This is a genomic window from Hymenobacter radiodurans, assembly GCF_004355185.1.
Lineage (GTDB): Bacteria > Bacteroidota > Bacteroidia > Cytophagales > Hymenobacteraceae > Hymenobacter > Hymenobacter radiodurans.
In genome coordinates, this window is record NZ_CP037922.1 from 3,828,329 (window position 1) to 3,852,688 (window position 24,360).

The 24,360-nt window shown below is 54.7% G+C and carries 21 protein-coding genes; 13 read left to right on the forward strand and 8 right to left on the reverse strand.

Translation table 11 applies throughout. The features are described from left to right. Positions 1-5: 5 nt before the first annotated feature. Complete coding sequence (locus EPD59_RS17430) at positions 6-815, reverse strand: TrmH family RNA methyltransferase (RefSeq protein ID WP_133273902.1); 810 nt, start codon at positions 813-815, stop codon at positions 6-8. 170 nt (positions 816-985) lie between these two features. On the opposite strand from EPD59_RS17430, the gene EPD59_RS17435 reads away from it, so the two are divergent. The 7 genes from EPD59_RS17435 (at position 986) to EPD59_RS17465 (ending at position 6,472) form a co-directional block, all read left to right on the forward strand. Continuing rightward, positions 986-2,518: a sensor histidine kinase gene (locus EPD59_RS17435; protein ID WP_133273903.1), complete on the forward strand. Its 1,533-nt coding sequence runs from the start codon at positions 986-988 to the stop codon at positions 2,516-2,518. Positions 2,519-2,538: 20 nt separating this feature from the next. Further along, a complete protein-coding gene (locus EPD59_RS17440) occupies positions 2,539-2,949 on the forward strand; it encodes a response regulator (RefSeq protein WP_133273904.1) in 411 nt (136 codons plus the stop codon). Positions 2,950-3,250: 301 nt separating this feature from the next. Continuing rightward, positions 3,251-4,168 carry a hypothetical protein gene (locus EPD59_RS17445; RefSeq protein ID WP_133273905.1) on the forward strand — a complete coding sequence of 306 codons (918 nt, stop codon included), beginning with the start codon at positions 3,251-3,253 and terminating at the stop codon, positions 4,166-4,168. A 43-nt stretch (positions 4,169-4,211) separates the two neighbouring features. Beyond that, positions 4,212-4,970: an endonuclease III domain-containing protein gene (locus EPD59_RS17450; RefSeq protein WP_240731471.1), complete on the forward strand. Its 759-nt coding sequence runs from the start codon at positions 4,212-4,214 to the stop codon at positions 4,968-4,970. Positions 4,971-5,011: 41 nt separating this feature from the next. Next, positions 5,012-5,212, forward strand: coding sequence for a hypothetical protein (locus tag EPD59_RS17455; RefSeq protein WP_133273906.1), 201 nt, complete (start codon positions 5,012-5,014; stop codon positions 5,210-5,212). Positions 5,213-5,257: 45 nt separating this feature from the next. Then, positions 5,258-5,539 (forward strand): DUF167 domain-containing protein, encoded by a 282-nt coding sequence (locus tag EPD59_RS17460; protein ID WP_165963649.1) that lies wholly within the window; start codon positions 5,258-5,260, stop codon positions 5,537-5,539. A gap of 135 nt (positions 5,540-5,674) precedes the next feature. Beyond that, positions 5,675-6,472 carry a ZIP family metal transporter gene (locus tag EPD59_RS17465; protein ID WP_133273908.1) on the forward strand — a complete coding sequence of 266 codons (798 nt, stop codon included), beginning with the start codon at positions 5,675-5,677 and terminating at the stop codon, positions 6,470-6,472. A gap of 4 nt (positions 6,473-6,476) precedes the next feature. Here the strand turns inward: EPD59_RS17465 and EPD59_RS17470 are convergent, their stop codons facing one another. The 5 genes from EPD59_RS17470 to blaOXA form a co-directional block, all read right to left on the reverse strand. Beyond that, positions 6,477-7,844 (reverse strand): ammonium transporter, encoded by a 1,368-nt coding sequence (locus EPD59_RS17470; protein ID WP_133273909.1) that lies wholly within the window; start codon positions 7,842-7,844, stop codon positions 6,477-6,479. Positions 7,845-8,137: 293 nt separating this feature from the next. Next, positions 8,138-8,998, reverse strand: a complete 861-nt coding sequence (locus tag EPD59_RS17475; protein WP_133273910.1) for a M28 family peptidase — start codon at positions 8,996-8,998, stop codon at positions 8,138-8,140. Positions 8,999-9,285: 287 nt separating this feature from the next. Further along, a complete protein-coding gene (locus EPD59_RS17480) occupies positions 9,286-10,485 on the reverse strand; it encodes a threonine synthase (RefSeq protein ID WP_133273911.1) in 1,200 nt (399 codons plus the stop codon). 72 nt (positions 10,486-10,557) lie between these two features. After that, complete coding sequence (locus EPD59_RS17485; RefSeq protein WP_133273912.1) at positions 10,558-11,463, reverse strand: LysR family transcriptional regulator; 906 nt, start codon at positions 11,461-11,463, stop codon at positions 10,558-10,560. 36 nt (positions 11,464-11,499) lie between these two features. Next, the gene (gene blaOXA, locus EPD59_RS17490; protein WP_133273913.1) at positions 11,500-12,309 is read right to left on the reverse strand and encodes a class D beta-lactamase; all 810 of its coding nucleotides are present in this window, start codon (positions 12,307-12,309) and stop codon (positions 11,500-11,502) included. A 279-nt stretch (positions 12,310-12,588) separates the two neighbouring features. Here blaOXA and EPD59_RS17495 point away from each other — a divergent pair, with 279 nt between their 5' ends. Together EPD59_RS17495 and EPD59_RS17500 are read left to right on the forward strand one after the other, a co-directional pair. After that, positions 12,589-12,819, forward strand: coding sequence for a Uma2 family endonuclease (locus EPD59_RS17495; protein ID WP_240731762.1), 231 nt, complete (start codon positions 12,589-12,591; stop codon positions 12,817-12,819). A 103-nt stretch (positions 12,820-12,922) separates the two neighbouring features. Beyond that, the gene (locus EPD59_RS17500) at positions 12,923-13,354 is read left to right on the forward strand and encodes a hypothetical protein (protein WP_133273915.1); all 432 of its coding nucleotides are present in this window, start codon (positions 12,923-12,925) and stop codon (positions 13,352-13,354) included. A 91-nt stretch (positions 13,355-13,445) separates the two neighbouring features. Here the strand turns inward: EPD59_RS17500 and EPD59_RS17505 are convergent, their stop codons facing one another. Further along, complete coding sequence (locus EPD59_RS17505) at positions 13,446-13,838, reverse strand: hypothetical protein (RefSeq protein WP_133273916.1); 393 nt, start codon at positions 13,836-13,838, stop codon at positions 13,446-13,448. Positions 13,839-14,126: 288 nt separating this feature from the next. Here EPD59_RS17505 and EPD59_RS17510 point away from each other — a divergent pair, with 288 nt between their 5' ends. The 4 genes from EPD59_RS17510 to EPD59_RS17525 all read left to right on the forward strand — a co-directional run bounded on the left by EPD59_RS17510 (position 14,127) and on the right by EPD59_RS17525 (position 20,744). After that, the gene (locus tag EPD59_RS17510) at positions 14,127-16,979 is read left to right on the forward strand and encodes an MG2 domain-containing protein (RefSeq protein ID WP_133273917.1); all 2,853 of its coding nucleotides are present in this window, start codon (positions 14,127-14,129) and stop codon (positions 16,977-16,979) included. Beyond that, positions 16,919-17,350 carry a hypothetical protein gene (locus tag EPD59_RS17515; protein WP_165963650.1) on the forward strand — a complete coding sequence of 144 codons (432 nt, stop codon included), beginning with the start codon at positions 16,919-16,921 and terminating at the stop codon, positions 17,348-17,350. Before EPD59_RS17510 ends, EPD59_RS17515 begins: the two co-directional genes overlap by 61 nt. Beyond that, a complete protein-coding gene (locus tag EPD59_RS23325; RefSeq protein WP_133273919.1) occupies positions 17,347-19,713 on the forward strand; it encodes an alpha-2-macroglobulin family protein in 2,367 nt (788 codons plus the stop codon). The genes EPD59_RS17515 and EPD59_RS23325 overlap by 4 nt, the downstream gene beginning before the upstream one ends. Positions 19,714-19,979: 266 nt before the next feature. Then, the gene (locus EPD59_RS17525) at positions 19,980-20,744 is read left to right on the forward strand and encodes a protease inhibitor I42 family protein (RefSeq protein WP_133273920.1); all 765 of its coding nucleotides are present in this window, start codon (positions 19,980-19,982) and stop codon (positions 20,742-20,744) included. A gap of 116 nt (positions 20,745-20,860) precedes the next feature. On the opposite strand, the gene EPD59_RS17530 is transcribed toward EPD59_RS17525, so the two are convergent. Beyond that, positions 20,861-23,593: a S8/S53 family peptidase gene (locus EPD59_RS17530; RefSeq protein ID WP_133273921.1), complete on the reverse strand. Its 2,733-nt coding sequence runs from the start codon at positions 23,591-23,593 to the stop codon at positions 20,861-20,863. Positions 23,594-24,360: the final 767 nt, after the last annotated feature.

Consider the following 24,360-nt stretch of genomic DNA (forward strand, 5'->3'; position numbering starts at 1 on the left):
AAACCTCAATTTTGCCCCCCACGCTGGCGTACGGCCTCAAAGGTCATGATGGCCGTGCAGGTGCTCACGTTGAGCGAATCGATGTAGCCTGCCATCGGAATCTTGATCTGAGCATCGGCGGCCGCGAGCCATTCGTCGCTGAGGCCGGTGGCTTCGGTGCCCATCACAATGGCGCTGGGGCCGCTGAAGTCCATATTGGTGTATAGCTCCGTGGCGGCGGGAGTAGTAGCAAAGCTGCGAATACCATGCTGGCGCAGCCAGGCTACTACCTCGGCGGTTGGGGCGGCCACCACCTGATTAGTGAATACGCACCCAATGCTGGCCCGGATAACGTTGGGATTATATAGGTCGGTGCGCGGGTCGCACACAATGACGGCATCTACGCGGGCTGCGTCGGCGGTGCGGAGCACGGCCCCCAGGTTACCAGGTTTTTCTACGGCTTCCAGAATAATCAGGAGCGGGCTGGGGGGCAATTTCAAATCGGTGAGGGCGCGGCGCGGGGGGCGAGCCAAGGCCAAGATTCCGTCGGAGCCTTCGCGGTAAGCCACTTTCTCGAATACCGCTTTCGATACCGTGAAGTACTCTGGGCGGGGGGCAAATAACGTTTCCAGCTCCCGCTGCCTCGTTGGGTCGGTCAGTTCCGGACACACAAACAACGTCGTAACCTCCACGCCAGCTTGCTGGGCGATAGTCAGCTCGCGGTAGCCCTCAATAATGGTCAGGTTTTGCTGCCGACGCTCAGCGGGCTTTTGCTGCAAGCGTAGCAGGTTCTTGATGCGCGGATTCTGGGGGCTGGTAATCGGGTCGGGGGGCATTTTTCCGAGGAGTAAAGACAATGTGGCATAACCGGGCGGCACACAAATGTAGAAGCAAAGCGCACGAGCCGTTTGCTTATCGTTTGAGGGCCGCGCTCATAAAAGTGCGAACTTTACCCTTTACCACCATTACCGGTGCTTGTTCCCTCCTCAATTCTACTTGAAATCAAGTGCGGCTGAATCTTAATACTAAAATCAGGCTGGGCTTTGGCATTGCGCTGATTGTGCTGCTGCTTACCTCCCTGTTCGCTTACATCAGTATTCAGCAGGTGGCGTACTACACCAATCGGGTGGAGCATACCTACAAGGTATTGCAGCACAGCACCGAATTGCGCACCCAAATGCGTGATGCGCAAGGCTCTGTTCGGGGCTACTTATTGCTGGGCGATAAGTCATACTTGAATAATTACGATGACCTGATCATGGGCGTGCGCGGCAGCTACGAGGACCTGCGGCACCTCACCTTCGATAATGCCGACCACCAGCGGCGCCTGGATACGCTGGGCACCCTTTTAGCCCAAGAAATTCTGCTGCTAGATAGCTGGCGGCAGCAACCTCCCAGTCCCTACGCGGCCCGCGACTTAGTGAGGGGCGACCGGCGCCTGCTAGACCAGATTCGGGCCACGATTTCGCGCATCAAAAACTCCGAAGATCTACTGCTGCACAGGCGAACCCGCGACCGTGATATCTGGGAGCGCATGGCCCCGCTGGCCATTATTGGCTCGGCAGTACTGGCTATTGTATTGGTGCTCTGGCTGTTTAGCCGCATTGTGCAAGAGCTGAAGGAAAAAGAGCGCTTACAGGCCGAGCTGGCCGCCGTCAACCACAATACGGCCCAGCGCATTCAGCTTATCGAAAACCTGGCGGAACAGGTAGTGCTGGGTGATTACAAGGTTAAAATTCGGGACAAGGAGCAGGATAGCATCGGCAAGCTGGCCGGCTCTCTCAATCGCATGACCCAAACCCTCGATCAAACCTTCGAGGCGCTGAACAAGCGTAACCTAGAGCTGGACCAGTTTGCCTACGTAGCCTCCCACGACCTGAAAGCGCCTTTACGCGGCATTGGAGCCTTGGTAAAGTGGATAGAGGAGGAATTACCACACGAAGTATCAGCGCAGATGCGGGAGTATCTGGTCATGCTGAAGGGCCGCCTCACCCGCCTCGATGACCTCATCAACGGCCTGCTGGCGTATGCCCGCGCCGGCCGCACTCAGCCTTTACCGGAGGAAGTAGATGTGCGCGCACTGGTAGCGGAAGTAGCCGATATGGTAGTTCCGGCCGGATTCACGGTCGATTTGCCCCCCAGCCTGCCATCCTTGCTCACCGACCGGCTGAGTCTGCAACAGGTATTTACTAATCTGCTCAGCAACGCTGTGAAGCACCATCACAGCAGCCAAGGCCACCTTAATATTGGGGTGCAGGAGCTGAAAAAGGAGTACGAGTTCAGTATAACCGACGATGGCCCCGGCATCGCGCCGGAATACCACGAAAAAATCTTCCAGATATTCCAGACCCTGCGCGACCGAAATACGGCGGAGAGTACCGGTATCGGGCTCAGTATTGTGCGCAAGATCATCGAAGAACATAAAGGCAGCATTCGGGTGCAATCGGTACCGGGGCAGGGTACTACCTTTGTGTTTACGTGGCCCAAAACGCTGGCGCCTGTTTCTGCGGTGACCACGTCAGCCAGTGTTCTTTTTTAGTCGTTGTTTAACAAGTAGTTATGCGTTCTATCCTCCTCGTCGAAGACGATTTCTTTGATACGATGATCGTGGAGAAGTCCTTCGCCAAGTTCAGTGTGCAGCATAAGCTGCACACCGCCTTTAATGGCATAGAAGCGCTAGACATGCTGCTCGGACGCAATGGACAAGAGGCCATGGACCCGCTACCAGAGGTCATTCTGCTGGATCTGAATATGCCCAAAATGAATGGCCACGAGTTTCTGGAAGAGCTGCGCAGTCAGCCCAAGCTGCGCGATATTCCGGTGTTCATCACCACTACTTCGGCTATGGATGTAGATAGGCTACATGCCCAGCATCTGGGTGTGGCCGGGTATATTTTGAAGCCCATCGACTTCGAAACTTCTACCGATATGGTTGACAGCCTGAGCCTGCTGGAGAAGCTACTGAAGTAGCACCGCGCCTGACTCAAGCTGTGAAGCCCGCCTGCATCAGGGCGATGAGGTGCGTAGCAGCGGTGGTGTAAAAATTAAATAGCGATTAGGTGGCTCAACAACGCAACGTCGGGGCGCTTCGATGGCTCTTGAGTAGAAAAAGCCCCCCGCGTTCATTCAGACCGCTTTTTCGCGGGTAGCTCCGGCTATAACTATCGGTGAACAAATACTTCTGGCGGGGGGCTTTTTCGGCATACTAAATCGACTTCCTCTGTAGTTTTTTGAGTCTATCTTGCTGTCCATCTTCCCTCCTTTTGCCTGCATGACCAGCCGCTCCTTTCTTCTGGCATTCCCCTTTTTAGCGCTGTGCTCTGCGCCGGTACTGGCTCAGAATGCCCCCCGCGAGCTGAATACGCTCCCTCAGCCTACCCCGCCAACCACCGCGCCCGCGCGCACTACTCCTCCCTCCACGGTAAATACTCCCCCCGTACTCCCCGATTCGGTGCGGGCCGAGCAGCAGCGGCGCCGTGAGGTTGCGCCGCCCGTCGAAACCACTCGTTTTGCGGTGGGCCTCAAGGATGGCCGCGTATTTCAGGCCTACGACGTTGAAACCAAGCAGCCCATCTTCGGGAAGCCTTTTCTGTTACTGGATGGGCAGCAGCGCTTCGACCTGAACACTATCAGTTACTACAGCGATGAAACCGGCCACTATGTACGCACGGTGCTGCCGGGCCGCTCTACCCGTGAGGCCACCCTGCGCCGCGACCGGGTGGGGCGCATCAGTCTGTATTCCATCACCAACACCCAATATGCTGGCAACTCGCCGTATGGCTACAGCCCCTACGGCTTCGGGCGCTACGGCTACGGCGGTATGGGTGGATTTGGCGGCCCGATGTACCGCACCACTAAAACCGAGTATTTCAGCAAAGACAACGGCCCAATTGAAGACCTTAACCTGCGCAACCTCAGCATTGCCACCGCTGACTTTGCGGCCAGTCGGGGCTTGCTAGAACAGGCACGCAAGTACCAGACCTACAGCACGCTGAGCTACATTGCAGCCGGTGGAATTATAGCGGCGGGCATGTTCTCCACATTTAACAACTCCTCAGGTGGGCGAGCCAGCATATCGCCGCTGGTGTATGCAGGCATGCCGCTATTCATTGTGCCGCTTATTATGCAGGGTAAGCAGCAGCGCAATATTCGCCAGGCTATTTCGCTTTATAATCGGGGGAATAACTAAGCGGCGGCAACCTCGGCGGGCCTGGCTTGCGTAGGCGATACTTGTGGAAACCATCGCCCCCAATTTGCCCCCCGACTTTGCCATTCGCCAAGCGAAAGCCCTATTGGTGCACGAGCGCCTGTGCGCTGAGTATGGAGCGCCATTCCGCTTTTTCAGCTCCAAAGATCCGCTTAGCGAGCTAATCAGTGCCTTGCTTTCGCACCGCACCCGCAACCAAGAGTCGCATAAGGCTTACCAGCAACTGGTGGCCCGATTTCCAACCTGGGAAGAAGTGCGCGACGCTCCTACCGAGGAAGTGCAGGCTGCCATCAGCCCGTGTACCTGGCCCGAGCAAAAAGCCCCCCGCATTCAGGCGGTGCTCCGCGAAGTCAGTACGCGCTGCGACGGCCCTTGCGACCTCGAATTCTTAGCTGAGGTACCAGTTACGGAAGCACGCGCCTGGCTAGAGTCTATTCCGGGAGTGGGCCCTAAAACCAGCGCCGCCACGCTGCTATTCAGCACGTTACGCCTACCCGCGATGCCCGTCGATAGCCATCACCACCGCGTGGCGCAGCGGCTGGCGCTCATCGGGCCCAAAGTGGGTACAGAGGCCGCGCATGCCCTACTGTCCGAACTTTTGCCCCCCGACTGGTCGGCGCAGGAGGTGTACGATCATCACGAAGCCCTCATGTTTCATGGGCAGAAATGCTGCTACTTTAGCGCGCCCGCTTGCCAGCGCTGCGTGGTGCTGGATCAGTGCCCGTTTGGGCAGGCGCGCATGGGTGACGCACATTCACTGGAGCCTGCTACTTCTACTACATAAGCGCTGTTTATCTTTCGTCTTTCACCCTCTCCTTATTTGCCATGAAACCGACCTACGGCGTACCCGCAATCTTTTCTTTCTTCATTCCCGGCTTAGGGCAGCTTATCAAAGGCCAGATTCTGAAGGCGTTTCTTATTTGGGCGCTGGGCGGTGTAGTTGGCTTTTTGCTGGCCTGGACGCTGATTGTTCCATTTCTCATTTGGGCTTGGAACGTGTACGATGCCTATAATTCGCCCGCCTAAAGGTTGAGCAAAGCTCGGTGCGAGGGGCATTCAGAAGATATTTCCTTGTTTACAATTCTGCATATTAAAGCCAAACCCAACGGCCGCGTCAATCAGATATTGGTGGCCGCCAATGGTGAGGTGGCGATCCGCATAAAGGCGCCAGCGCATGCCGGACAAGCCAATTCGGAGCTCATAGCCTATCTGGCGCAGGTATTTGGACTTAGCAAATCCAGCGTTACCATCCTGACGGGCCACACCGCGCCATTCAAGAAGATTAAGCTTGATGGCCTGAGCGAGGAGGATTGTCAGCGTGTACTGGCGCAGTACCGAGGAGAAGTAAGCTGATACCCAAGCTTTAGGTTAGCACGTATGGAGATTCGGGGGCAGTCTGCTGCTACCCGAAACCAGCCAACAACGCCGGGCGCTGGCTGCGCACATATTTGTCCGTTTTCTGAGTATTTCTACTTTCCTTCCTTTTCTATGACCTTCCCTACGTGGGCAATGGCTGGCTTTTGGGGCTTGGTGTCAGGATCGGCATTGTTGCTCGGGGCGGCCGTAGGCTATTACTTTAGCGTACCACAGCGCCTGATTGCGGCGGTAGTAGCCTTTGGCAGCGGGGTGCTCATCTCTACGCTTTCACTGGAGCTGATGGAGGAAGCGTACACAAAAGGCGGCTTCAACTCTACGGCCGTTGGCTTTTTGGGCGGTGCCGTGATGTATACGTTAGCTAATTGGCTGCTAGCTCTCAAGGGTGCGAAGCACCGCAAGCGCTCGGGCCAACACCAACACACCGAACGGAAAGCTGTGCAGGCCCAGGCCAAAGCAGAAAACGAGCCCGAAGGCGACAATGGAACGGCCATTGCCGTGGGAGCCCTACTCGACGGCATTCCCGAAAGTATCGTTATCGGATTGAGTTTACTGGCCGGTGGAGCCGTAAGCACGGTAGCGGTGGTGGCCATTTTCCTGTCCAATCTTCCCGAAGGGCTTTCTAGTGCCTCGGGCATGAAAAAGGCTGGGCGGTCGGCGCGCTACGTACTGTTTCTTTGGGGGGGCATCGCCGTCATTTCGGGACTAGCTTCCCTAGCTGGCTACACCGTGTTTAGCAACTTCTCCCCCCAAGTGGTATCGGCTACTACGGCAGTGGCTGCGGGGGCCATTTTGGCCATGCTAGCTGACACCATGATTCCGGAAGCCTTCGCCGTGGCGCACAATTTTACGGGTCTGATTACGGTGCTGGGCTTTCTGGCGTCCTTCTTCCTGAGCAAAATGGCTGAGTAAGCGCTCAGCTAACCAAGCTATCCGACATGCGGTGGGATAATTGACCGTTATCGTGGCGCTGGTTCTGATAGGTTTGCTCGAACTCTTCGTCTACATGGTAGGTAGATTCTTCATGCTGGCTAAGGTCGAGACCGAGCTGTTCCTCGGCAGGCTTCACGCGCAGGCCGAAGAGTTTGGCCGTCAGCTTTAATAGCAGCCAGGAGCCAACAAAGGAATACGCTACCACGATCAGCAGGCCCAACACGTGGTAGCCGAATATGGTGGCGTCGCCATGAATCAGGCCCACTTTATCGGCGAATACGCCGGTAAGCAGCATGCCCACAATGCCCCCCAGACCATGGCAGGGAAACACATCGAGCGTGTCGTCGATAGTAGTACGGCTGTTTTGCCAGTGTACGGCGGCGTGGCTCACCAGCGCCGCGACCACCCCAATCAGAATGCTTTGCCCGTACTGCACATAGCCGGCAGCGGGCGTGATGGCAACGAGGCCCACTACCGCGCCGGTGCAGGCGCCTACGGCCGTAGGCTTAGTGCCACGCACTACTTCGACCAGCAGCCAGGCAACCAGCGCGGCGGCCGAGGCTAGGTTAGTATTTACAAAAGAAGTGGCCGCCAACTCATTGGCGCCTAGGGCTGAACCCGCATTGAACCCGAACCAGCCAAACCACAACAAGCCAGTACCCAACAGTACGTAAGGCACATTGGGCGTCGAGAAAGACGTGTTGCGCACGTGGCTGTTCCGTCGGCCCAGCACCATGGCTCCGGCCAAAGCCGCAATACCTGCGGAGATGTGCACGACCGTTCCGCCCGCAAAGTCGAGCACACCCCACTGGCGCAGAAAGCCTTCGGGGTGCCACGTCCAGTGGGCTAAAGGGCAATAGATGAACAGGCAGAACAGCACCATGAACGCCAGATACCCTTTGAAGCGCACCCGCTCAGCAAACGAACCGGTAATAAGAGCCGGCGTGATAATAGCAAACTTGAGCTGAAAGGCGAAGAACAACACAAACGGAATACCCGGCGACAGCACGGGATGTGGCGCCGTGCCTACGTTATTAAGCAACGCATAGGTGAAAGGGTTGCCAATGAAGCCGTGCCAGCTGGTACCGTAGGCCAGCGAGAAGCCCACAAAATACCATAGCAGCGAAATCACGCCCAGGGCCACGAAGCTTTGCAGCATAGTGGAAATCACGTTTTTGGGCCGCACCATTCCGCCATAGAAAAAGGACAGACCAGGCGTCATGATCAGCACGAAGGCAGTGGCGGTGAGCATCCAAGCCACATCGGCCGCCTGCAAGCTGCCGGGAGCAGCGCTAGGATGAGAAGTCGGAACAAATGCCGCGAGCCCACTCAAGAGCAAAAGCCCAAGCATAGCAACCAAACTGTAGGTTGGACGGGGTAGAAGTGATGAAGCCATAAAACAAGCAACTTTAAAATCAGCACACTATCGTTTTCAATGGCAATATAGATTCAAATCACACATTTTCATAAAATACCCTATTGTTTACAAGGCCGATTTTTAAAAATTACATAATAATATAGAATAGGCCCCTTATTTTTTATGGTATTATTTCAAAAAGAAGATTAAGCAAGGCCATACATCTTTCATGACGTATGGCCTTACTTTATCTGCTTGTAATGAGTGGAAATAATATAAAGCTTACCCTATAACTCCAGAATTGCCCCCCAGACGCCGTTTACGACCTCGGCCATCCGTTTGAAGTCGAGTGTATCGATGGTATCGGTGGGTTGGTGGTAGTGAGGGTTGCGCAGGAAGGAGGTGTCGTTGATCATCACCGCCTGATAGTCATAGGTCCAGTAGTTGCGGTGGTCTGAAAGGCCGACCAAACCATAGCTGGGGGGCAAATTGATGCGTTGCACATCCAGATCAGTATGCTTGCGCATGAGGGTTTGGAGGCGCTGGGTTATTTCCTCCTGTCCCGTTTTACCCACAACGGTGATGAAATTACCCGTGTGGGGATACAGCTTGGCCAAGCTATCATCGGGGAAACGCTGCGAACCGGGCACGTCGCTGAAGTAGCCGATCATCTCGTAGCAAATCATGGCCCGCACCCGCACTTTCTGCAAATGGAGCAAGTAGGCATGGATGGCGCTCCCCATAAAGTCGGTCGCGAAATAAGGCGGCTCCTCGTTCGGGTAAGCAACCAGATCGAGGCGGCGCTTCAGTAAGGGTTGTTGCTCGTGCAGCAAACGCGCCGTTTCGAGCAGGCCAGCTACCGCGCTGGCATTGTCGTCGGCACCGGGCTGCTCACCAAATACATCGTAATGAGCCCCCAGAATAATGCGCTCAGCATCAGGCGGCCCAAATGAGGCAATGATGTTACGATAGTCGCGGCCGTCGGCCCGAAAAGGCTGCTCTTCTACCTGAGCACTCAGCTTTTCAAACTCGGCTTTGATATAATCGGCCGCTTTGTTCAGCGACGCGAGATTGAGGTAGTTGCGGGCCGGCTGAATGGACGTCAGGAACTCGACATCGGCGTAGAGGCGGGATGGGTTAGCAGACATAGCGGTGGCAGTATGGCTCACCGTTTTGTACGATGAACAACCACCCTATGAAGGGCAGCCGTAAGCGGTTTTGCACCGGCATTATAGGCTATTAACCAGCAGGATAGCCTTTTTCTACACCATTTGTCATCCTGCGGCCCGCAGGACCTTCTCCCGTAGCAATGACTTGTGCTAACGGGAGAAGGCCCTGCGGGCCGCAGGATAACAATGATTTTAGGAAGTCTAAATGCTTATATGGGTAACATGAGTACGTGAAATGAAGCTCATATTCGGCCGAGGCATGGTTTCTAATTGTTGAATCGGCCGGCTACATTGTCCATGTACTTCTGGCCAGAGCCAGTATTCAGAAGCAAAATCTGTTCGGTAGGGCTTATGGAGCCTTCTTGCAGCAGCTTACGAGCCGCCATCCACACGGCACCACCTTCGGGCGCCACAAATAAGCCTTCTTGGCGGCTTAGCTCACGCATCCCTTCTATCATCTCTTCATCAGAAATACCGACTACCGTACCACCCGACTCTTGCAGCACACGCAGCATCAGCGGCTCCCCCAATGGGCGCGGCACGGCCAGACCGTTGGCGATAGTGGGTTTGCCGTTATAATTATGCGAGTTGGCCTGCTTGCCTAGGTACGTCTCCAGCAGAGGGCAGCAGTTTTCGGCTTGCACGGCTATCATGCGCGGCAATTTGCCCCCCAATGGCAACCAGCCGATGGCCTGCATTTCGCGCAGTGCTTTCCAAATGCCGATAAGGCCTGTGCCACCGCCGGCGGGGTATAGAATCACGTCGGGCAGCTGCCAGTTAAGTTGCTCAGCAATTTCGTAGCCCATGGTTTTCTTGCCTTCCAAGCGGTAGGGCTCCTTCAGGGTCGAGACATCCAGCAGCTCACCGTTGGCGTTTTTTTCGCGCACCCAAGCGGCGCAGTCGTTGATGAGGCCGTCGATTAGCTGCACTTCAGCGCCGTACCAGTAGCATTCCTCTTTAAAAGCGTTTGGGGTATGGCGGGGCATGGCTACTACGGCTTTCAAACCCGCTTTGGCGCAGTAGGCGGCCATAGCCACGCCAGCATTACCAGCAGTTGGGATAATGCAGCCGCTCACACCAAGCTCCAAAGCCTTAGAAATGGCCATGCTCAGGCCGCGCGCTTTGAAGGAGCCGGTGGGGTTCTGGCCTTCATCCTTAAGCACCAATGAGCGCAGTCCGTACTGGCGAGCCAAAGTAGAAAGCGGCAGTATGGGCGTAAAGCCTTCGCCCAGCGTTACTTTATTTGCCTCATCAAGGAGTGGCAGCAGGGCCTGGTAGCGCCACATGCTGCCATCGAGTTGGTTGATGCTGCTTTTAGGAATGGGCTGGTGCAGATCGTAGGTGGCCACCAAGGGCATACTGCAACACGTCGATACTTTTTGAAGCTTAAAAGCGGAGTGCTGCAGCCCGCAGGCCGAGCATTCCAGCGCTTGGATATGGGTGGTGGTTTCGGTACTAACTGACATGGTAGGGTGGGTGGAATACCCCGGCAAGTAGAACAGTTGGTATGCGAAAACAAAATAGAGATTCGGAATAGGCTATTCCGTTTTGGAATAATAGCGCTTCGTGAATTGCACGAAGTTTTTATAAGGCAGATTGTTCTCAGTGCCTCTGCGCTGTATAAAATTAAAGTGGCGCACCATGGGCAAATCCGGAATTTGCACCTGTACCAGTTCGCCCGAGATCAACTCTTTTACTACTGCTTGCCGAGGCAAAAAGGCTAAGCAGGTATCTACCCGCACGAAGTTCTTGAGCGCTTCCGTGCCACCTAAGCGCACCTTTACGGGCAGCTCGCTCAGCTTCACATGCTTTTGTGCCAAAGCTTCCTCCAGCACCGCCAGCGTACCCGAACCCGACTCACGCAACGCCAGGGGAATGCTATACAAGTCCTGGGCGCTCAGCTGCTGTTGCTTCAGCGGGTTCTTGGCCGAGCACACTGCTATTACCTCGTCGGTCAGGAAGGGCGTGTAGGTAACGTTGCTGACTTTATTAATGCCCTCAATAACACCCAAATCAATTTCGTGCTCCAGCAGCGCCTTCAAAATGTTCTCGCTGTTGCGGTTTTTGAGGGTGAGCTGAGTATTTGGGTTTTGCTCTAGATACGCCGAGAGTACGGGGGGCAAAACGTAAAGCGAAATGGTGGTGCTGGCCCCAATCATCATTTGAATGCGGGGCGAAAAGTCTTCGCTGATTTTTACAAACTCCTGGTGCAGCTCATGTTGCAGCTGCTTGGCTACGAGCAGCTTTTTATACAGCAATTTGCCCCCCGGCGTCAGTACTACGCTATTGCCGAGGCGCTCGAAGAGGCCCGTTTTGTAATACTCTTCCAGCGCCTTTATCTGCTTGCTGATAGCCGATTGGCTGATGAATAGCGTCTGGCTGGCTTTGGTAAAGCTCAGCAAGCGGGCCACTTCCAGAAAAATTTCGTGCTTGTGGGAAAGCATAAGGTGTTATGAGTGGCTGGGGACAAATACGGGTTTCTACTGCATCAACTTAAACTCCTGACGCAGCAGTTTCTCGGTTAGGGCGCGGCGTCCTTTGATGAAGGCTTCCGTAGCGGGGCCGTTGTTTTTGGGCTCTACGTTTAACGCGAAAAAGTACGGCTTGCCGTTTTGTTCCAGCCAGCCCACAAACCAGCCGTTGTTGTATTCTTTGGTGGAAGTCCAGCCGGTTTTGCCGCGCAATGTCCAGCCCTTACCCCGGCTCAGCACCAACAGCGCTTTTACCGTTTCCTGATGCTGCCGCGCTATCGGCAACTGGTTGCGCTCCATGCGTTGCAGAAAATCCATTTCCTCAAACTGCGTGATGCGCGAAGGGCCTTCCAGCCAAAACATGTCCACCGTAGCCGGCGTCACGACCATGCGCCCATACTGCAGCTTCGGCAGCCATTGGTTGTAGCGCACGGCTCCAATGCGGCGGGCCAACTGCTGGTAACACGGTACACACGACACGCGCAGAGCCGTGGCCAGCGTCATATCCTGGTTCCAGGCCGCCGAGATAGTCCGGGTCACGCCATCCCAGCGGAATATTTCGCTGGTATCGCGCACGGCTCCAGTTTCCAGGCCAATAAGGGTGTTTGGAATTTTGAAAGTGGAGGCGGGCAGAAAGCCCTGGCGGCAGCGCTTCAGGTTATAAGCGGTGTATTGCTTGGCATCGGCATCTAACAGTAGAAAGGAGCCTTGCAGCCCATATTCGTCGAAGTATTTCTGAAAGTTGCGCTCAACTATGCCTTGGGCGGAGGCGGTGAAGAAACGAAGCAGCAAAAGCAGCGAGAGTAGCGGCAGACGCATAAAGGAGAAAGGGAAGCGTGGAGCGGGCAAGTTTAGCGCTTTGGCAGGATATGGTACCTAGCGGCGCGTTATTGCCTCTTTTTTAGAGCGTGACTGGACGATTACAAAACAGACCGTCATGCAGCGCAGCGCATCTCGCGTGCTGATGTTGCCAAGCTAAACAACTAAACACGCGAGATGCTTCGCTCTGCATGACGGTCTATTGAAATTACCAATACATCACCGCACCCAATTACAGCCCATTTCCGTTATGCCGCCCCCGACTGGATCATCGAAATCCTGAGCCCCGGCAACTTCGCCCGCGACACGAAGGAGAAATTCGACCTCTATGAGGAAAATGAAGTGCCCGAATACTGGATTGTGTCGCCCGGCGACAAGAGTGTGATGGTGTATCTGCTGCAAGACGGCCGCTACCAGGTGCGCGGCGAATATTATACCCCGGGCCCTATTCCTGTGCAGAAGCTACCGGGGTTTAATATTGAGTGGGATGAGGTTTTTGAGGGTGTATAGATTTTGTAGTTTTCACTATGTAGCCGAGCGACTGCCCATACTTTGATAAATAGTTTAAATCCCTTAACTACGCAGAAGAAAGAAACCAAAACAGCTCAACTAAATGAAAAAGTATTTATTATTTCTATCAGTAATATTATTGTTAGTTCCAAGCTGCAAATCAGATGAAGACATTATGAAAGAAAACAACTTACTCAAGCTACTCACTTATATAGAAAACAACGAAGTTAATGAGAATATATTCAAACAATATTTTTTAGATACTAGACTAAAGGGAAAAGATAAATCTAGAGCTAATAAAATAATATTCAGTTATCTTAAAAACACGATCAACAAGTCTAATAGCTACAGTATAAATAAAGTTAATATATACAAGAGCATGTACAAATTTGATGATATTTACAAAAATGAGGTTTATATGATTATAATAAATACATCTTCAAAAGCTGATACAGTATACGCCTGGGTAGGTAGAAATGGAGTAAAATCTATTTTTTTGCAAAGAAAAGGCAACATCGCAATTGGATGGGGCTAAATACATAAGCGAGTAGCAATTATTATTTATAAATATTATTGTCGCTCGGCTGTACCGAGTGACCGATACGCTTGATCGGCAGAAGAGTAAACTAAATACTATTCCATACCTCCGGCTTTAAATAATCAAGTGGAGAATTAGATTTGAAATTTAAGTCACCTTTTAATAGCTGTTTAAAAAGCACACCAACTTTAGCTATACTATTTACAAGAGGGGCTTGCGCCCATTTTATTCCTAGCGAATTATTTTCAATATCAGCTATTATATTTTTAGGAATGCGTTTACCAAAACGTAGTAATCTTTCTTGCATATCATCAGCAATAAGTAATAAAAAATCCCTATCATCATCAGAATTGATAATATTATCTAAATCTAAATTAATACAGCCTACAAACCCTACTGTTGCAGCCAAATACCATTCTGTGACTACCTTATCTCTTAGCACAGATTTCGGCAGTGTCTCTTTGTTTTCTATCTCTTTCACAAATAGGTATAACCACGTTTCAAGATAAGCGTCGTTACACCAGAATCCGTTTCCATTATATTCTACGAAACTTGTAGCCATATTTTATTAATTGAATTTTCAGCATAACACTTCTGATACCTCTCATACGGCGCTCAGTGGCTCCTGTGTCTTAGGCGTGATTGTCACGGGGATGCAATAAAACGCAGCTTATCAGAATCTATTACCTAAGTTGGCTCAGGCTAAAACAGGATAAAGAATCGCGTTTTCTCTATACCTTCCGGAGTCCTTTCAAGCGCTCTCCTAACCATGCTTTCCCTCCCCCTTTCTCGCCTGCCGCTGCTGGTGCTGCTGGCTTTGCTGTGTGCTTGCTCCAAGCCAGCCACGGACAACGATACAGCTGACGGCGAAGAGATTAGCCCCTACCAAAACCTGGTGTTTCAGCTGGATGCGGCGGTGGCGGAGGAAGCCCAGCTCAACCGCTGGGACACGACCCAGTACGTGCGCTTCGAGCCGGCCGTGCGGGGCAAGTTCAAGTGGACCGGCGAGCGGGAGCTGACGTTTTCGCCCCTGGAGCCGTTTCGGCCGACTACGGCGTTTACGGCCACGCTGCAACCCCAGTATTTGCCCCCCAGTCAGCAAAAAAGCCCCCCAGCTCTCGACCGGACGCGGTTTCACACGCCCTACCTACAACTGCGGGAGGCGCAGGCGTATTGGGGCCAGAGCCGGCGGGCGGCGGGCACGGCGGAAGCCCGCACGACCCTGCGTTTCAACTACCCAGTACAGCCCAGCCAGGTACAGACCTTGCTGCGGGTAAGTCAGGATGGGCAGCCGGTGGCGTTTGAACTTACCTCGACTGAGGCCGACAGCGCCGTGAGCGTGACGCTGACGCAAAGCCTGCGGCCGGGCAACCCGCTCCAGTTGGAAGTAGCGCCGGGCCTGCGGGCCGTGGGCAGCGACCAACCCACCCAAAAACCGCTGATAGCGCAGGCCGCCGTACCCAGCCAGGAGACGCTACTGGTGCGCGAAGCCACGGGCGCGCTGGTGGAGGGCGAGCCGGTCATTACGGTGCTGACCAGTCAGCCGTTGGTGCCGAGCGAGGTGGAGCGCCTGCTTTCGGTGCAGCCGATGGTGACCTACACGGTGGAGGCGCTGGAAAGTGGTTTTAAGCTCAAAGGCAACTTCGACATTGATAAAACTTACCAGTTGGGGCTGGGCACCGGCATTCGGGGGGCGCTGGGCGGACAGTTGGAGGAGGCGTTTTCGCAGTCGGTTTCCTTTGTGGATGAGCGGCCTAGTCTGGCGTTTGCCCACGGCGACAAGGCTATGTATCTCAATGCGTTGGGTGCCCGCAACCTGGGTTTGCGGGTGTCGGAGGTGGAGAAAGTGAAGGTGAGCATTGCCAAGGTGTACGCCAATAATATTCAGCACCTCTTGCGCAGCGGCCGGCAATACGGCTACCCTGATTACAACGAAGAAAGCGGCGACGTTACCGAAACTCAGGATGAAAACGGCGACTACATAGACCGTTCCTACAACTATTACGACACCGAATCCTTTGGCAACGTGCTTACCGAGCGCACCTACACGGTGGCCGGTTTGCCTAAGCAGGGCGGTTTGCGTTTGCTGAATCTGAGCCTCAAGGACTTGGAGTTTTCGGGGCCGCTGAAGGGCCTATACGTGGTGCGGGTGCAGGACACCGAGCGGCAGTGGCTGCAAGTGAGCAAGCTGGTGGCCGTATCGGATATTGGGCTGATTGTGAAGCAGGGACTGAAGGGGCGCACGCTGGTATTTGCCAATTCCATCCGGTCGGCGGCGCCGCTGGGGGGCGTTTCGGTGCGCTTTGTGAGCAGCAACAACCAGGTAATCAGTACGGGCACTACCAACCGCGACGGCGTGGCGGTGTTCGATAGTACAGCGGCTACGTCGCGGTTTCGATTGAGCCTAATTACGGCCCAGAAAGACGCGGATTTTACCTTTCTAAACTTGCCCCAAAGTCGGGTCGAGACTTCGCGCTTTGACGTGGGCGGATTGCAAAGCAACGCGGCCCGCTACCAGGCCTTCCTCTACGGCGACCGGGACCTCTACCGCCCCGGCGACACAGTGCGCACCAACACCATCGTGCGCACCGAAGCCTGGCAGGCGCCGCCCGCGAATCTGCCGGTGAAGCTGCGCCTGCTGCTGCCCACGGGCAAGGAGTACGCGAGCTTGCGCCAGAAGCTGTCGGCCGATGGGGCGTTTGAGTCGCGCTTCATTTTGCCCCCCGCCATCATGACGGGCCTGTACACGCTGGAGGTGCTCACCGGCAACGACGTGCTGCTCACCTCCCGCCAGATCAGCGTGGAGGAGTTTATTCCCGACCGCCTGAAAGTGACCGTGCAGGCCGCGCCCGCCGTGGCCAAGCCCGGCCAGTCGGTGGAGGCCCAGATTACGGCGCTCAACTTATTCGGCCCGCCGGCCGCCGACCGCAAGTTTGAGGTGGAGTTTTCGCTCAAGGAAAAGCCCTTTAAGCCCAAGAACTTCCCTGGCTACACCTTCCAGATCAGCAGCGGCGAGCGGCGGCGCAATGGCCCCGGCGACCAAGAAGCCACGCCCATTTCCGACCGCTTCGAGAAAACCACCCGCGAAGGCACCACCGACGCCGCCGGCCGCAGCACCGCCACCTACGAAGTGCCCGATTATTCCGACCTCGGCACCCTAGAAGGTGCGGCTTTCACCACCGTTTTTGATGAATCGGGGCGGCCCGTGAATCGATTGGCGACCTTTGAGGTGCAGACTCAGCCGGTGCTGTTTGGCATCAAAAACCTGCCGGAGCTGGTCAGCACGCGGCAGGCGGTTTCTACGCAACTGGTGGCCCTCACGCCCCAGGGTCAGCCGACGAGCGCGCCAGCGCAAGTGCGCGTGGTGCGTTTGCTTTGGGAAACGGTGATTGAGCGTCAGGGCGGGCGGTATATATACAATTCGCAGAAGCGCGAGGAAGTCATAACCACCCAAACGCGCACGGTGGGGGGCAAATCGGGGCGGAAACGGCGTTCAGCTTCACCCCTACGTACTCCGGCGAGTACGAAGTGCGCGTGGCCCGGCCCGGCGCCGCTACCTACGTGGCCAGCCGCTTTTACGCTTACGGTTTCGGCGACACCCAGAGCAATTCCTTCGAGGTAAACAACGAGGGCGAAGTCACGATTGAAGCTGACAAAGCCAAATACCAGCCCGGCGAAACGGCCAGCTTACTGCTCAAAACGCCCTTCCCCGGCCGCGTGCTCGTAACCGTGGAGCGCGACAAAGTGCTGAACCATTTCTACGTCAACACCGACCAGAAATCGGCCCGCGTGCGCATCCCGATTACCGGCGGCCATGTGCCCAACGTGTACGTGACGGCCACCGCCATTCGGGCCATCACCGATAATCGGTTGCCGCTCACGGTGGCGCGGGGCTTCGTGCCTCTGGCCGTCGAAAAGCCCGGCACCAAGCTTTCCGTGGCCATAAAAGCCCCCAGCAAAGCCGTTCGCAAACTTTCCAGACCATTGAGGTGACCACCGCGCCCCGCGCCGCCGTAACCCTGGCCGTGGTGGATGAGGGCATTTTGCAGATGAAGGACTACCGCACGCCCGACCCCTACGGCTACTTCTACCAGAAGCGCGCCCTAGAAGTGCAGGCCTACGACGTGTACCCGTTTCTGCTGCCCGAGTTGGGGGGCAATTCCAGCACCGGCGGCGACGGCTACGATCTCGGCCGCCGCACCACGCCCGTGCCCTCGCGCCGGGTGCAACTGGTAGCCAAATGGAGCGGCATTCTTCGCGCCGATGCCCAGGGCAAAGTGCGCTACCGGGTGCGCGTGCCGCAATTCTCGGGCGCCCTGCGCGTGATGGCCGTGGCCTACAAAGGCGAAGCGTTCGGGACCGCCGAGCACACCATGCGCGTCGCCGACCCGGTGGTCATCAGCACCAGCCTCCCCCGTTTCTTAAGCCCCGGCGACACGATTGACGTGCCGGTGACACTGACGAATACGACGGATAAGCCTATAGAAGTAAGTGCAAGGGTTACTGTAAGTGGTCCTCTCGAATGGCTTGATGCAGCACTAGAACAGCGAAAAAAAACCGTTCTACGAAAATTTGGAGACATATTAATTCCGGATCCTAGACCTACCTCATTTTGGTCAGGCGGAGACTTAAAGCCTAATTCGGAGAAGAGAGTTATATACAGAATAAATGCTCAAAACAGCATAGGTAACGGAGTCGTAAAAATAGCTATCTATAAGACTGGTATGAATAGTTCTGAAAGAGACCTATTCACCGAAACCATCGAACTCCCCATTCGTCCCGCGTCGCCGCTGCAGAAGCGCACGGGTTCCGGGGTAGTGGCTGGGGGGCAAATCCAGAACCTGAATCTGAAAACCGACTTCCTGCCGGCTTCCCTGCGGAGCCAGTTGGTTGTCAGTCGCTCGCCGATGACGGAGTTTGCCAAGGACCTGCGCTACCTGCTGCAATACCCCTACGGCTGCCTGGAGCAAATCGTGTCGGGGGCGTTTCCGCAGCTCTACTACGGCGATTTGGCCGCTACTTTGAGTCAGCGAAAAGGCCAGCAAGCCAAAGCTGCGGGCTACAATCCGAACTACCACGTGCAGGAAGCCATCCGCAAGGTGGAGGCCCAGCAGCTCTACAACGGCTCACTCAGCTACTGGCCCGGCGGCGACTACGACAACTGGTGGGCCACCGCCTACGCCGCTCATTTCCTGCTTGAAGCCCAGCAAGCCGGCTTCCAGGTAAACAAAGCCGTGCTCGACAAAACCCTCGCCTACCTGCAATTCCGCCTCCGCAAACGCGAAACCGAGCCCTACAACTACCTCGACGCCCAAAACGCGATTCACCTCAAGACCATCGCTAAGAAGGAAATCACCTACTCGCTCTACGTGCTGGCCCTGGCCGGCCGCCAGGATGCCGTGGCCCTGAATTACTACAAAGCCAACCGCCAACTCCTCTCTCAAGATTCGCGCGTGCTCCTAGCCGCCACCTACGCCCTGAACGGCGACCAACGCAGCTTCCAGGCCGTATTGCCCACCCGCCTCGGCACCGAAACCGCCGCCCGCCGCTACTTCGACGGTAGCTTCTCCTCGCCCCTCCGCGACCAGGCCCTCACCCTCAACGCCCTGCTTGCCGCCGACCCCAACAACCCCCAAATTGCCCCCCAGGCCCGCCAGCTCAGCCGCCAGATGAAACAAGCCGGCTGGCTCAGCACCCAGGAACGGGCTTTTGGCCTGTTGGCTCTAGGTAAAATAGCGCGTCAAAACGCCCGCAGCACCGCCACGGCTACGCTGCTAGATGATGGCAAAAAACTAGGCGAATTTTCGGGTAAAGACCTCACGGTAAACAACGTAGCCAACCGCGCCCTAACCCTGCGCACCAGCGGCACCGGCAGCCTCTTTTATTTCTGGGAAGTGGAAGGAATCAGCGCCGGGGGGCAAATTCAGGAGGAAGACGCCTACCTGCGCGTGCGCCGTCAGTACCTGAACCGCGCCGGCCAACCCATCGGCAACACCTTCCAGCAAAATGACCTGGTAATCGTCAAGATAACCCTGCAAGCCCCCGAAGCCGCCGGCGACATCCCCAACGTGGCCATCACCGACCTGCTGCCCGCCGGTCTGGAAATCGAGAATCCGCGCATCGGCGCCATCCGCGACATCACCTGGGCCACCGACGCCGCCCAACCCGACTACCTCGACCTCCGCGACGACCGCCTTAACCTCTTCACCACTGCCACCGCCGCGCCCAAGTCGTTCTACTACGTCGCCCGCGCCGTGTCCAAAGGCACGTTCCAGTTAGGCCCCGTCAGCGCTGACGCCATGTACAACGCGGAGTACCACAGCTACAATGGCTCCGGCGTGATTAAAGTTAAATAACTCGTCTGTCATCCTGAGGCACGAAGGACCTTCTCACCGAGAAACGAAGCATTATTACGCTCTTGTTCAGATGTGAGAAGGTCCTTCGTGCCTCAGGATGACAGACGGTTTTTTAGATCGGTAACGCACTATAGCTCGCTACCCAACAAGCTCCTCCAGAGCCTTTCAAAGTATCCAAGCGTACATTTTCTCACTATCCAGGCACAGCCGGCGACTTTGTAAGCGCCGGCTGTGTTGTTAATACAACCTTATGTTATAGATAACTTATGAAACGGCTCCCAATTTTCCCGCGCTACGCAATTCTAGCGCTCTTAACTCTTACCCTTTTCCTGTCCTCAACTCTTTCACATGCTGATATCGTCACGCTCACGGCGGCCGATAACGGCAAGCAAGTGCAGCTCACTGTCGGTGATCAACTGATCGTGCGCTTACCCACCGTTTCGCCGCGGTTTGGCTGGCGGATGGTGCAGAATTACCCTGGTCAGCTCACTGTTACAAGTACCCACAATCTGCCCGGTGTGAGTAGTGGCGTACCGGGAGCTCCGGCAACTTTCGAGATCCACTTCCAAGCCACCGGGCCCGGTGGCCTTGATTTAGCCTTGGTATCGGCGCTGCCGGGAACTGGCTATGCGGCCTTGGGGGGTTTTTTTCACGCCTATATCACCATCGACCAACCGGGCGTGGCCAAAAACGTGAACATCAGCGAATACGGCAACCACAGCCGAGTGAAAGTAAACAAGGGCGACCAGCTCCAAATCAAGCTTGATAACACCGCCAGCGCCCAATACAAGTGGGAAGTGATGCCCATCGCCGACAACGTTATCCAACTTGTAACTGCCCAGCCCGAACAGCCGCAGAAGAAATCCAGGCAGCGCAAAACAGACGCCCCAGAGGATATAACCTTCAACTTCCAAGCGCTGAACCCTGGCAAAACCACGCTACGCTTTCTGTACCGCAACGCCACCAACAACGAAGCACCGCCTAAGCGGGATTTTGAGCTCGAAGTGGAAGTGCCCGACCCACCTCGATAAAACGTGTTTATATCCGGTTATCCTACGTCAGGTCAAGTACTCCGACAGTCAAAAGCAAAAAGGCAGCCTGCTCCGTGGAGCAGGCTGCCTTTTTTAGGTAGGTTGATGAAGCAGTTTTATTGCACTACCAAGCGCTTAGTCGTCACGTTAGCACCGGTTTTCACCTTGTACAGGTAAGTACCACGCGACAGGTTACCAGCATCGAATTTCACTTGGTGATTGCCAGCTGGCTCCGAGCCCGATACTAGGGTCTGCACCTTGCGACCCATTGAGCTGAACACTTCCACACTTACTGGGCCCTCTTCGGCCACGTAGTAGTTGATGGTGGTAGTGCCAGAGAAAGGGTTCGGATAAGCTACTGTTTCTTGAGCTACTGCACCCTTAGTTGCAGTGGCGGCGCTAGTGCTAGCCGCAGCGGTTGGCTGCGTCTGGGCGTTGTATTGTGGGAATGTGCGGCTCACAATCACAGCGAAGTCGGCGCGGGTTACGGTTTGGGCAGGCTTGAACGTTGCCTGAATGATAGGCTGCAAATCGAATGGCCCCTGCTTTACCGTGTAGTAAGCATTGATCAGGTTTAGCTCCAAGGCAATGCTCACATAGCCCTCCAGACCAGCTGGAATCTTGGAAGCGTCGTCAATGGCGACGGTTTTGCCGTTTACCTGTACTGTTACTGGCTTACCATTGCGCTCCAGCGCAAACTGCTGGAATCCTAAGCCCTGCACGAGTGAGTAAGCTAATTCGGCGCGGCTAACGGTGCCAGCAGGCGAGAAAGTACCCGCTGCGCTAGGCCGCATTACGCCGTTGAACTGATGGAAACGGTCGCGCTGGGCGGCACCCTTGGCAGCTACGGCTTCAGTCAGCAGAATGTCGTTGGTGGTAGTCACATCAGAAAAGGTGCGGGCGCCGCTGGTGGGCAAATATTGGCGAATGCCTTGGCCCATCAATAGATAATCAGCTAATTGAATGCGGGTCAGGTTAGCATTGGGCTGAAAACCGGTAGCCAAGCCATCTACGAGGCGGCTAGTTACCGCCATCTTGATTGCAGCCTCGGCTGGGTGGCCTGCGATATCAGCTAAATTGGTAGTACCAGTAGGAATCAGCATCGAGATATTGCCCGAAATGGTTTCGGGCAAAGCCACACCGCGCAAACCTTCTACCGCTACCGTCCAGGTGCCAGCTATGGGCGAGGCTACGGCTACACCGCGGTCGGTAGAGAGCGTGAATGTAACTGGCGTACCGGAAGTGTAGCGAACGCCATTCGGATCAATCAGAACTAGGTTAGTAAGGTTACCGGTTTGCCCCAGAAGGCCAGTCGAAGAGACCTTCACTTCCACGCTGTTCGTACCAGGATTTACAGGAAAAGTAAGCGAGTTACCTGTGGTCAGAATGGGGTTGAAGTTGATGGTGAAAGGTACCGTAGTAGTCTGCGCGTTCACGCTGCTGTTGAAGCGACGCGTAGCATTTACTGTAGAGCCGAAAGCGGAAGAGCGGAAAGCCTGATCGACGGCGGCAAAGGCATTTACGTAGCCAGCACCCACCTCCCACGACTGATGGCCGGGCATGTTTGTGGCCGTCTTCATCAACAAATCCTTTACCTGCGCAGGCGAGAGGGTAGGCTTCGCCTCCAGCAGGAGAGCTATAATACCGGCTACGTGCGGTGTAGCCATAGAAGTGCCACTGCTGTGCGTATAGAACGGAACTTGGCCGGGAGGAAGCACCTCAATGTCTTGCTGTGCACCCAAGGAAGATACTGGAGCAATAGCACGAGTAGAAACTACATCTACGCCAGGAGCTACGATAGAAGGCTCGTTCTTGAAAGTCCAGGTTTCGCCATCGACGGTGAAGGTGCCTTGCTCGCCGCGCACACCGCGGGAGGAGAAGTCAGCCAGCAAGCCGTTGCGGTCGCCGGCACCTACCGAGATAGTCCAGGGGGCAATTGCGTAAGGGTTATGCGTATCAGCGCTTGGACCTTCGTTGCCGGCGGCAAATACTACCACCATGCCACGGTCGTAGCATTTCTTGGTTACCACGTTTATTGGCATATCAGGGTTGAAATCGCCGCTGGTGCCGAAAGAGTTGCTGATAACACGGATGTTGTATTGCGCTTGGTGGGTAAGCGCATAGTCGAAACCACCGATGGCATCAAGCACGAGCAGCGCACCACCCGAGCCGTAGCCCAACAGGTTAGCGCCGGGCGCTACACCCTCATATTTGCCCCCCGACTTAGCCCCATTGCCCCCCACAGTGCCAGCGCAGTGCGTGCCGTGACCGGAGTTGGTGTCGGTGTTTGGAACGCCTTCCAAATAGGTAACGGGCAGCATCGCATCCTGAGCGTTCAGGTTGGTAGAGCCCAAAACGTTCTGTACCAGGTGCGAGCCAAACTTGATATCGTCATGCGTACCATCGACGCCACTATCGTTGATAAGTACCCCAACGCCCTTTCCGGACACGGGCGAGCCGCCGTTGCGGGCAGTCGTCTCTTTATCTGTGCGCAGGCGCTTCACGCCGGTCAGGTTCGTGTCGTCGAAGTTGTAGTAATCAAGCTTCTTGTTGATGTAGAGCGAGCGCACCTGGGGGTTGCTGGCCAAAGCATCCACTTGCGTGGACGTTGCTAGTACACCGGCTATTGGCAAAGCCCGAAAGGTGATGCCTTTAGTAATGCCGAGCTGCTGGAGTAAGCTCAGCTGGGTGGCTTGGGGAGCACCATCGCCTTTAAAGGTGACGATTACCTGTGCAAGAGGGTTGGTCTTGAGGGCGGCGCGCAGCTCTGGATCAACGGTTGCCTGCCCAAAAGACGTGGTGACCTTCAGGCCAACCAGCAGGAGGGTGGTGAGGAATTTGCCTTTCATGTAGAGTTTTAGAATAGATGGAAGGTGGGAAAGAGAGAATGAGAACTAAAAAGCTATGCAGGTTAAATACCTGCTCGAAAGACTCGTAAAACGACTACAAAAACTCTTAAGCGCAAGCAGTAATATTTAATCAACTACATATACGAGTAGTGATTTACAACTGGATTTTCCACACTTAATTTATTTGCTTAGAGAACGATTTATTTTATTTTAAATCTTTTTTCTCTTTACAAAACCTTTGCATGAATTCAGCGTAAAAGCCGCGCTTTCACATTAAAATCAAGTTATTGCCGATATAATTCCTGCTCTGTTGCTAGCTATTACAGAGTTAAACACGACAATATATTATTACAATATGCTGCTATACAAAGCGTTGCGAATACTCCTGCTATCATCGCTTGTATAAGCTCTTGTAACTGTGACAATATTATTTGCCAAGCACGCGCACGAAAAGGAATACTAAACTACTTTTGTGACACACAGCATTAAAATCTCTTTTTTATTCTGTGCTTTAATTATTAAACAGAGCTACCCGCATTAAATGAATCGGCAGGCTTTTTTGAATTATAAACCGAATTTATCTACGATGCTGACCCTCAAATTGGATTAGCGAAAAGCCAACTATTTAGCGGCCCTTTCGGAAAGAATAAGGCGCATTTGTGACATAGTAAATACATAATATAGCACACCGTGTGCTCGTAGCAAGTGCAAGCAGCATGTGCAGCGGCGGCAATTATTCTTCACCAGTTAGATAGCTCCGCACGCTG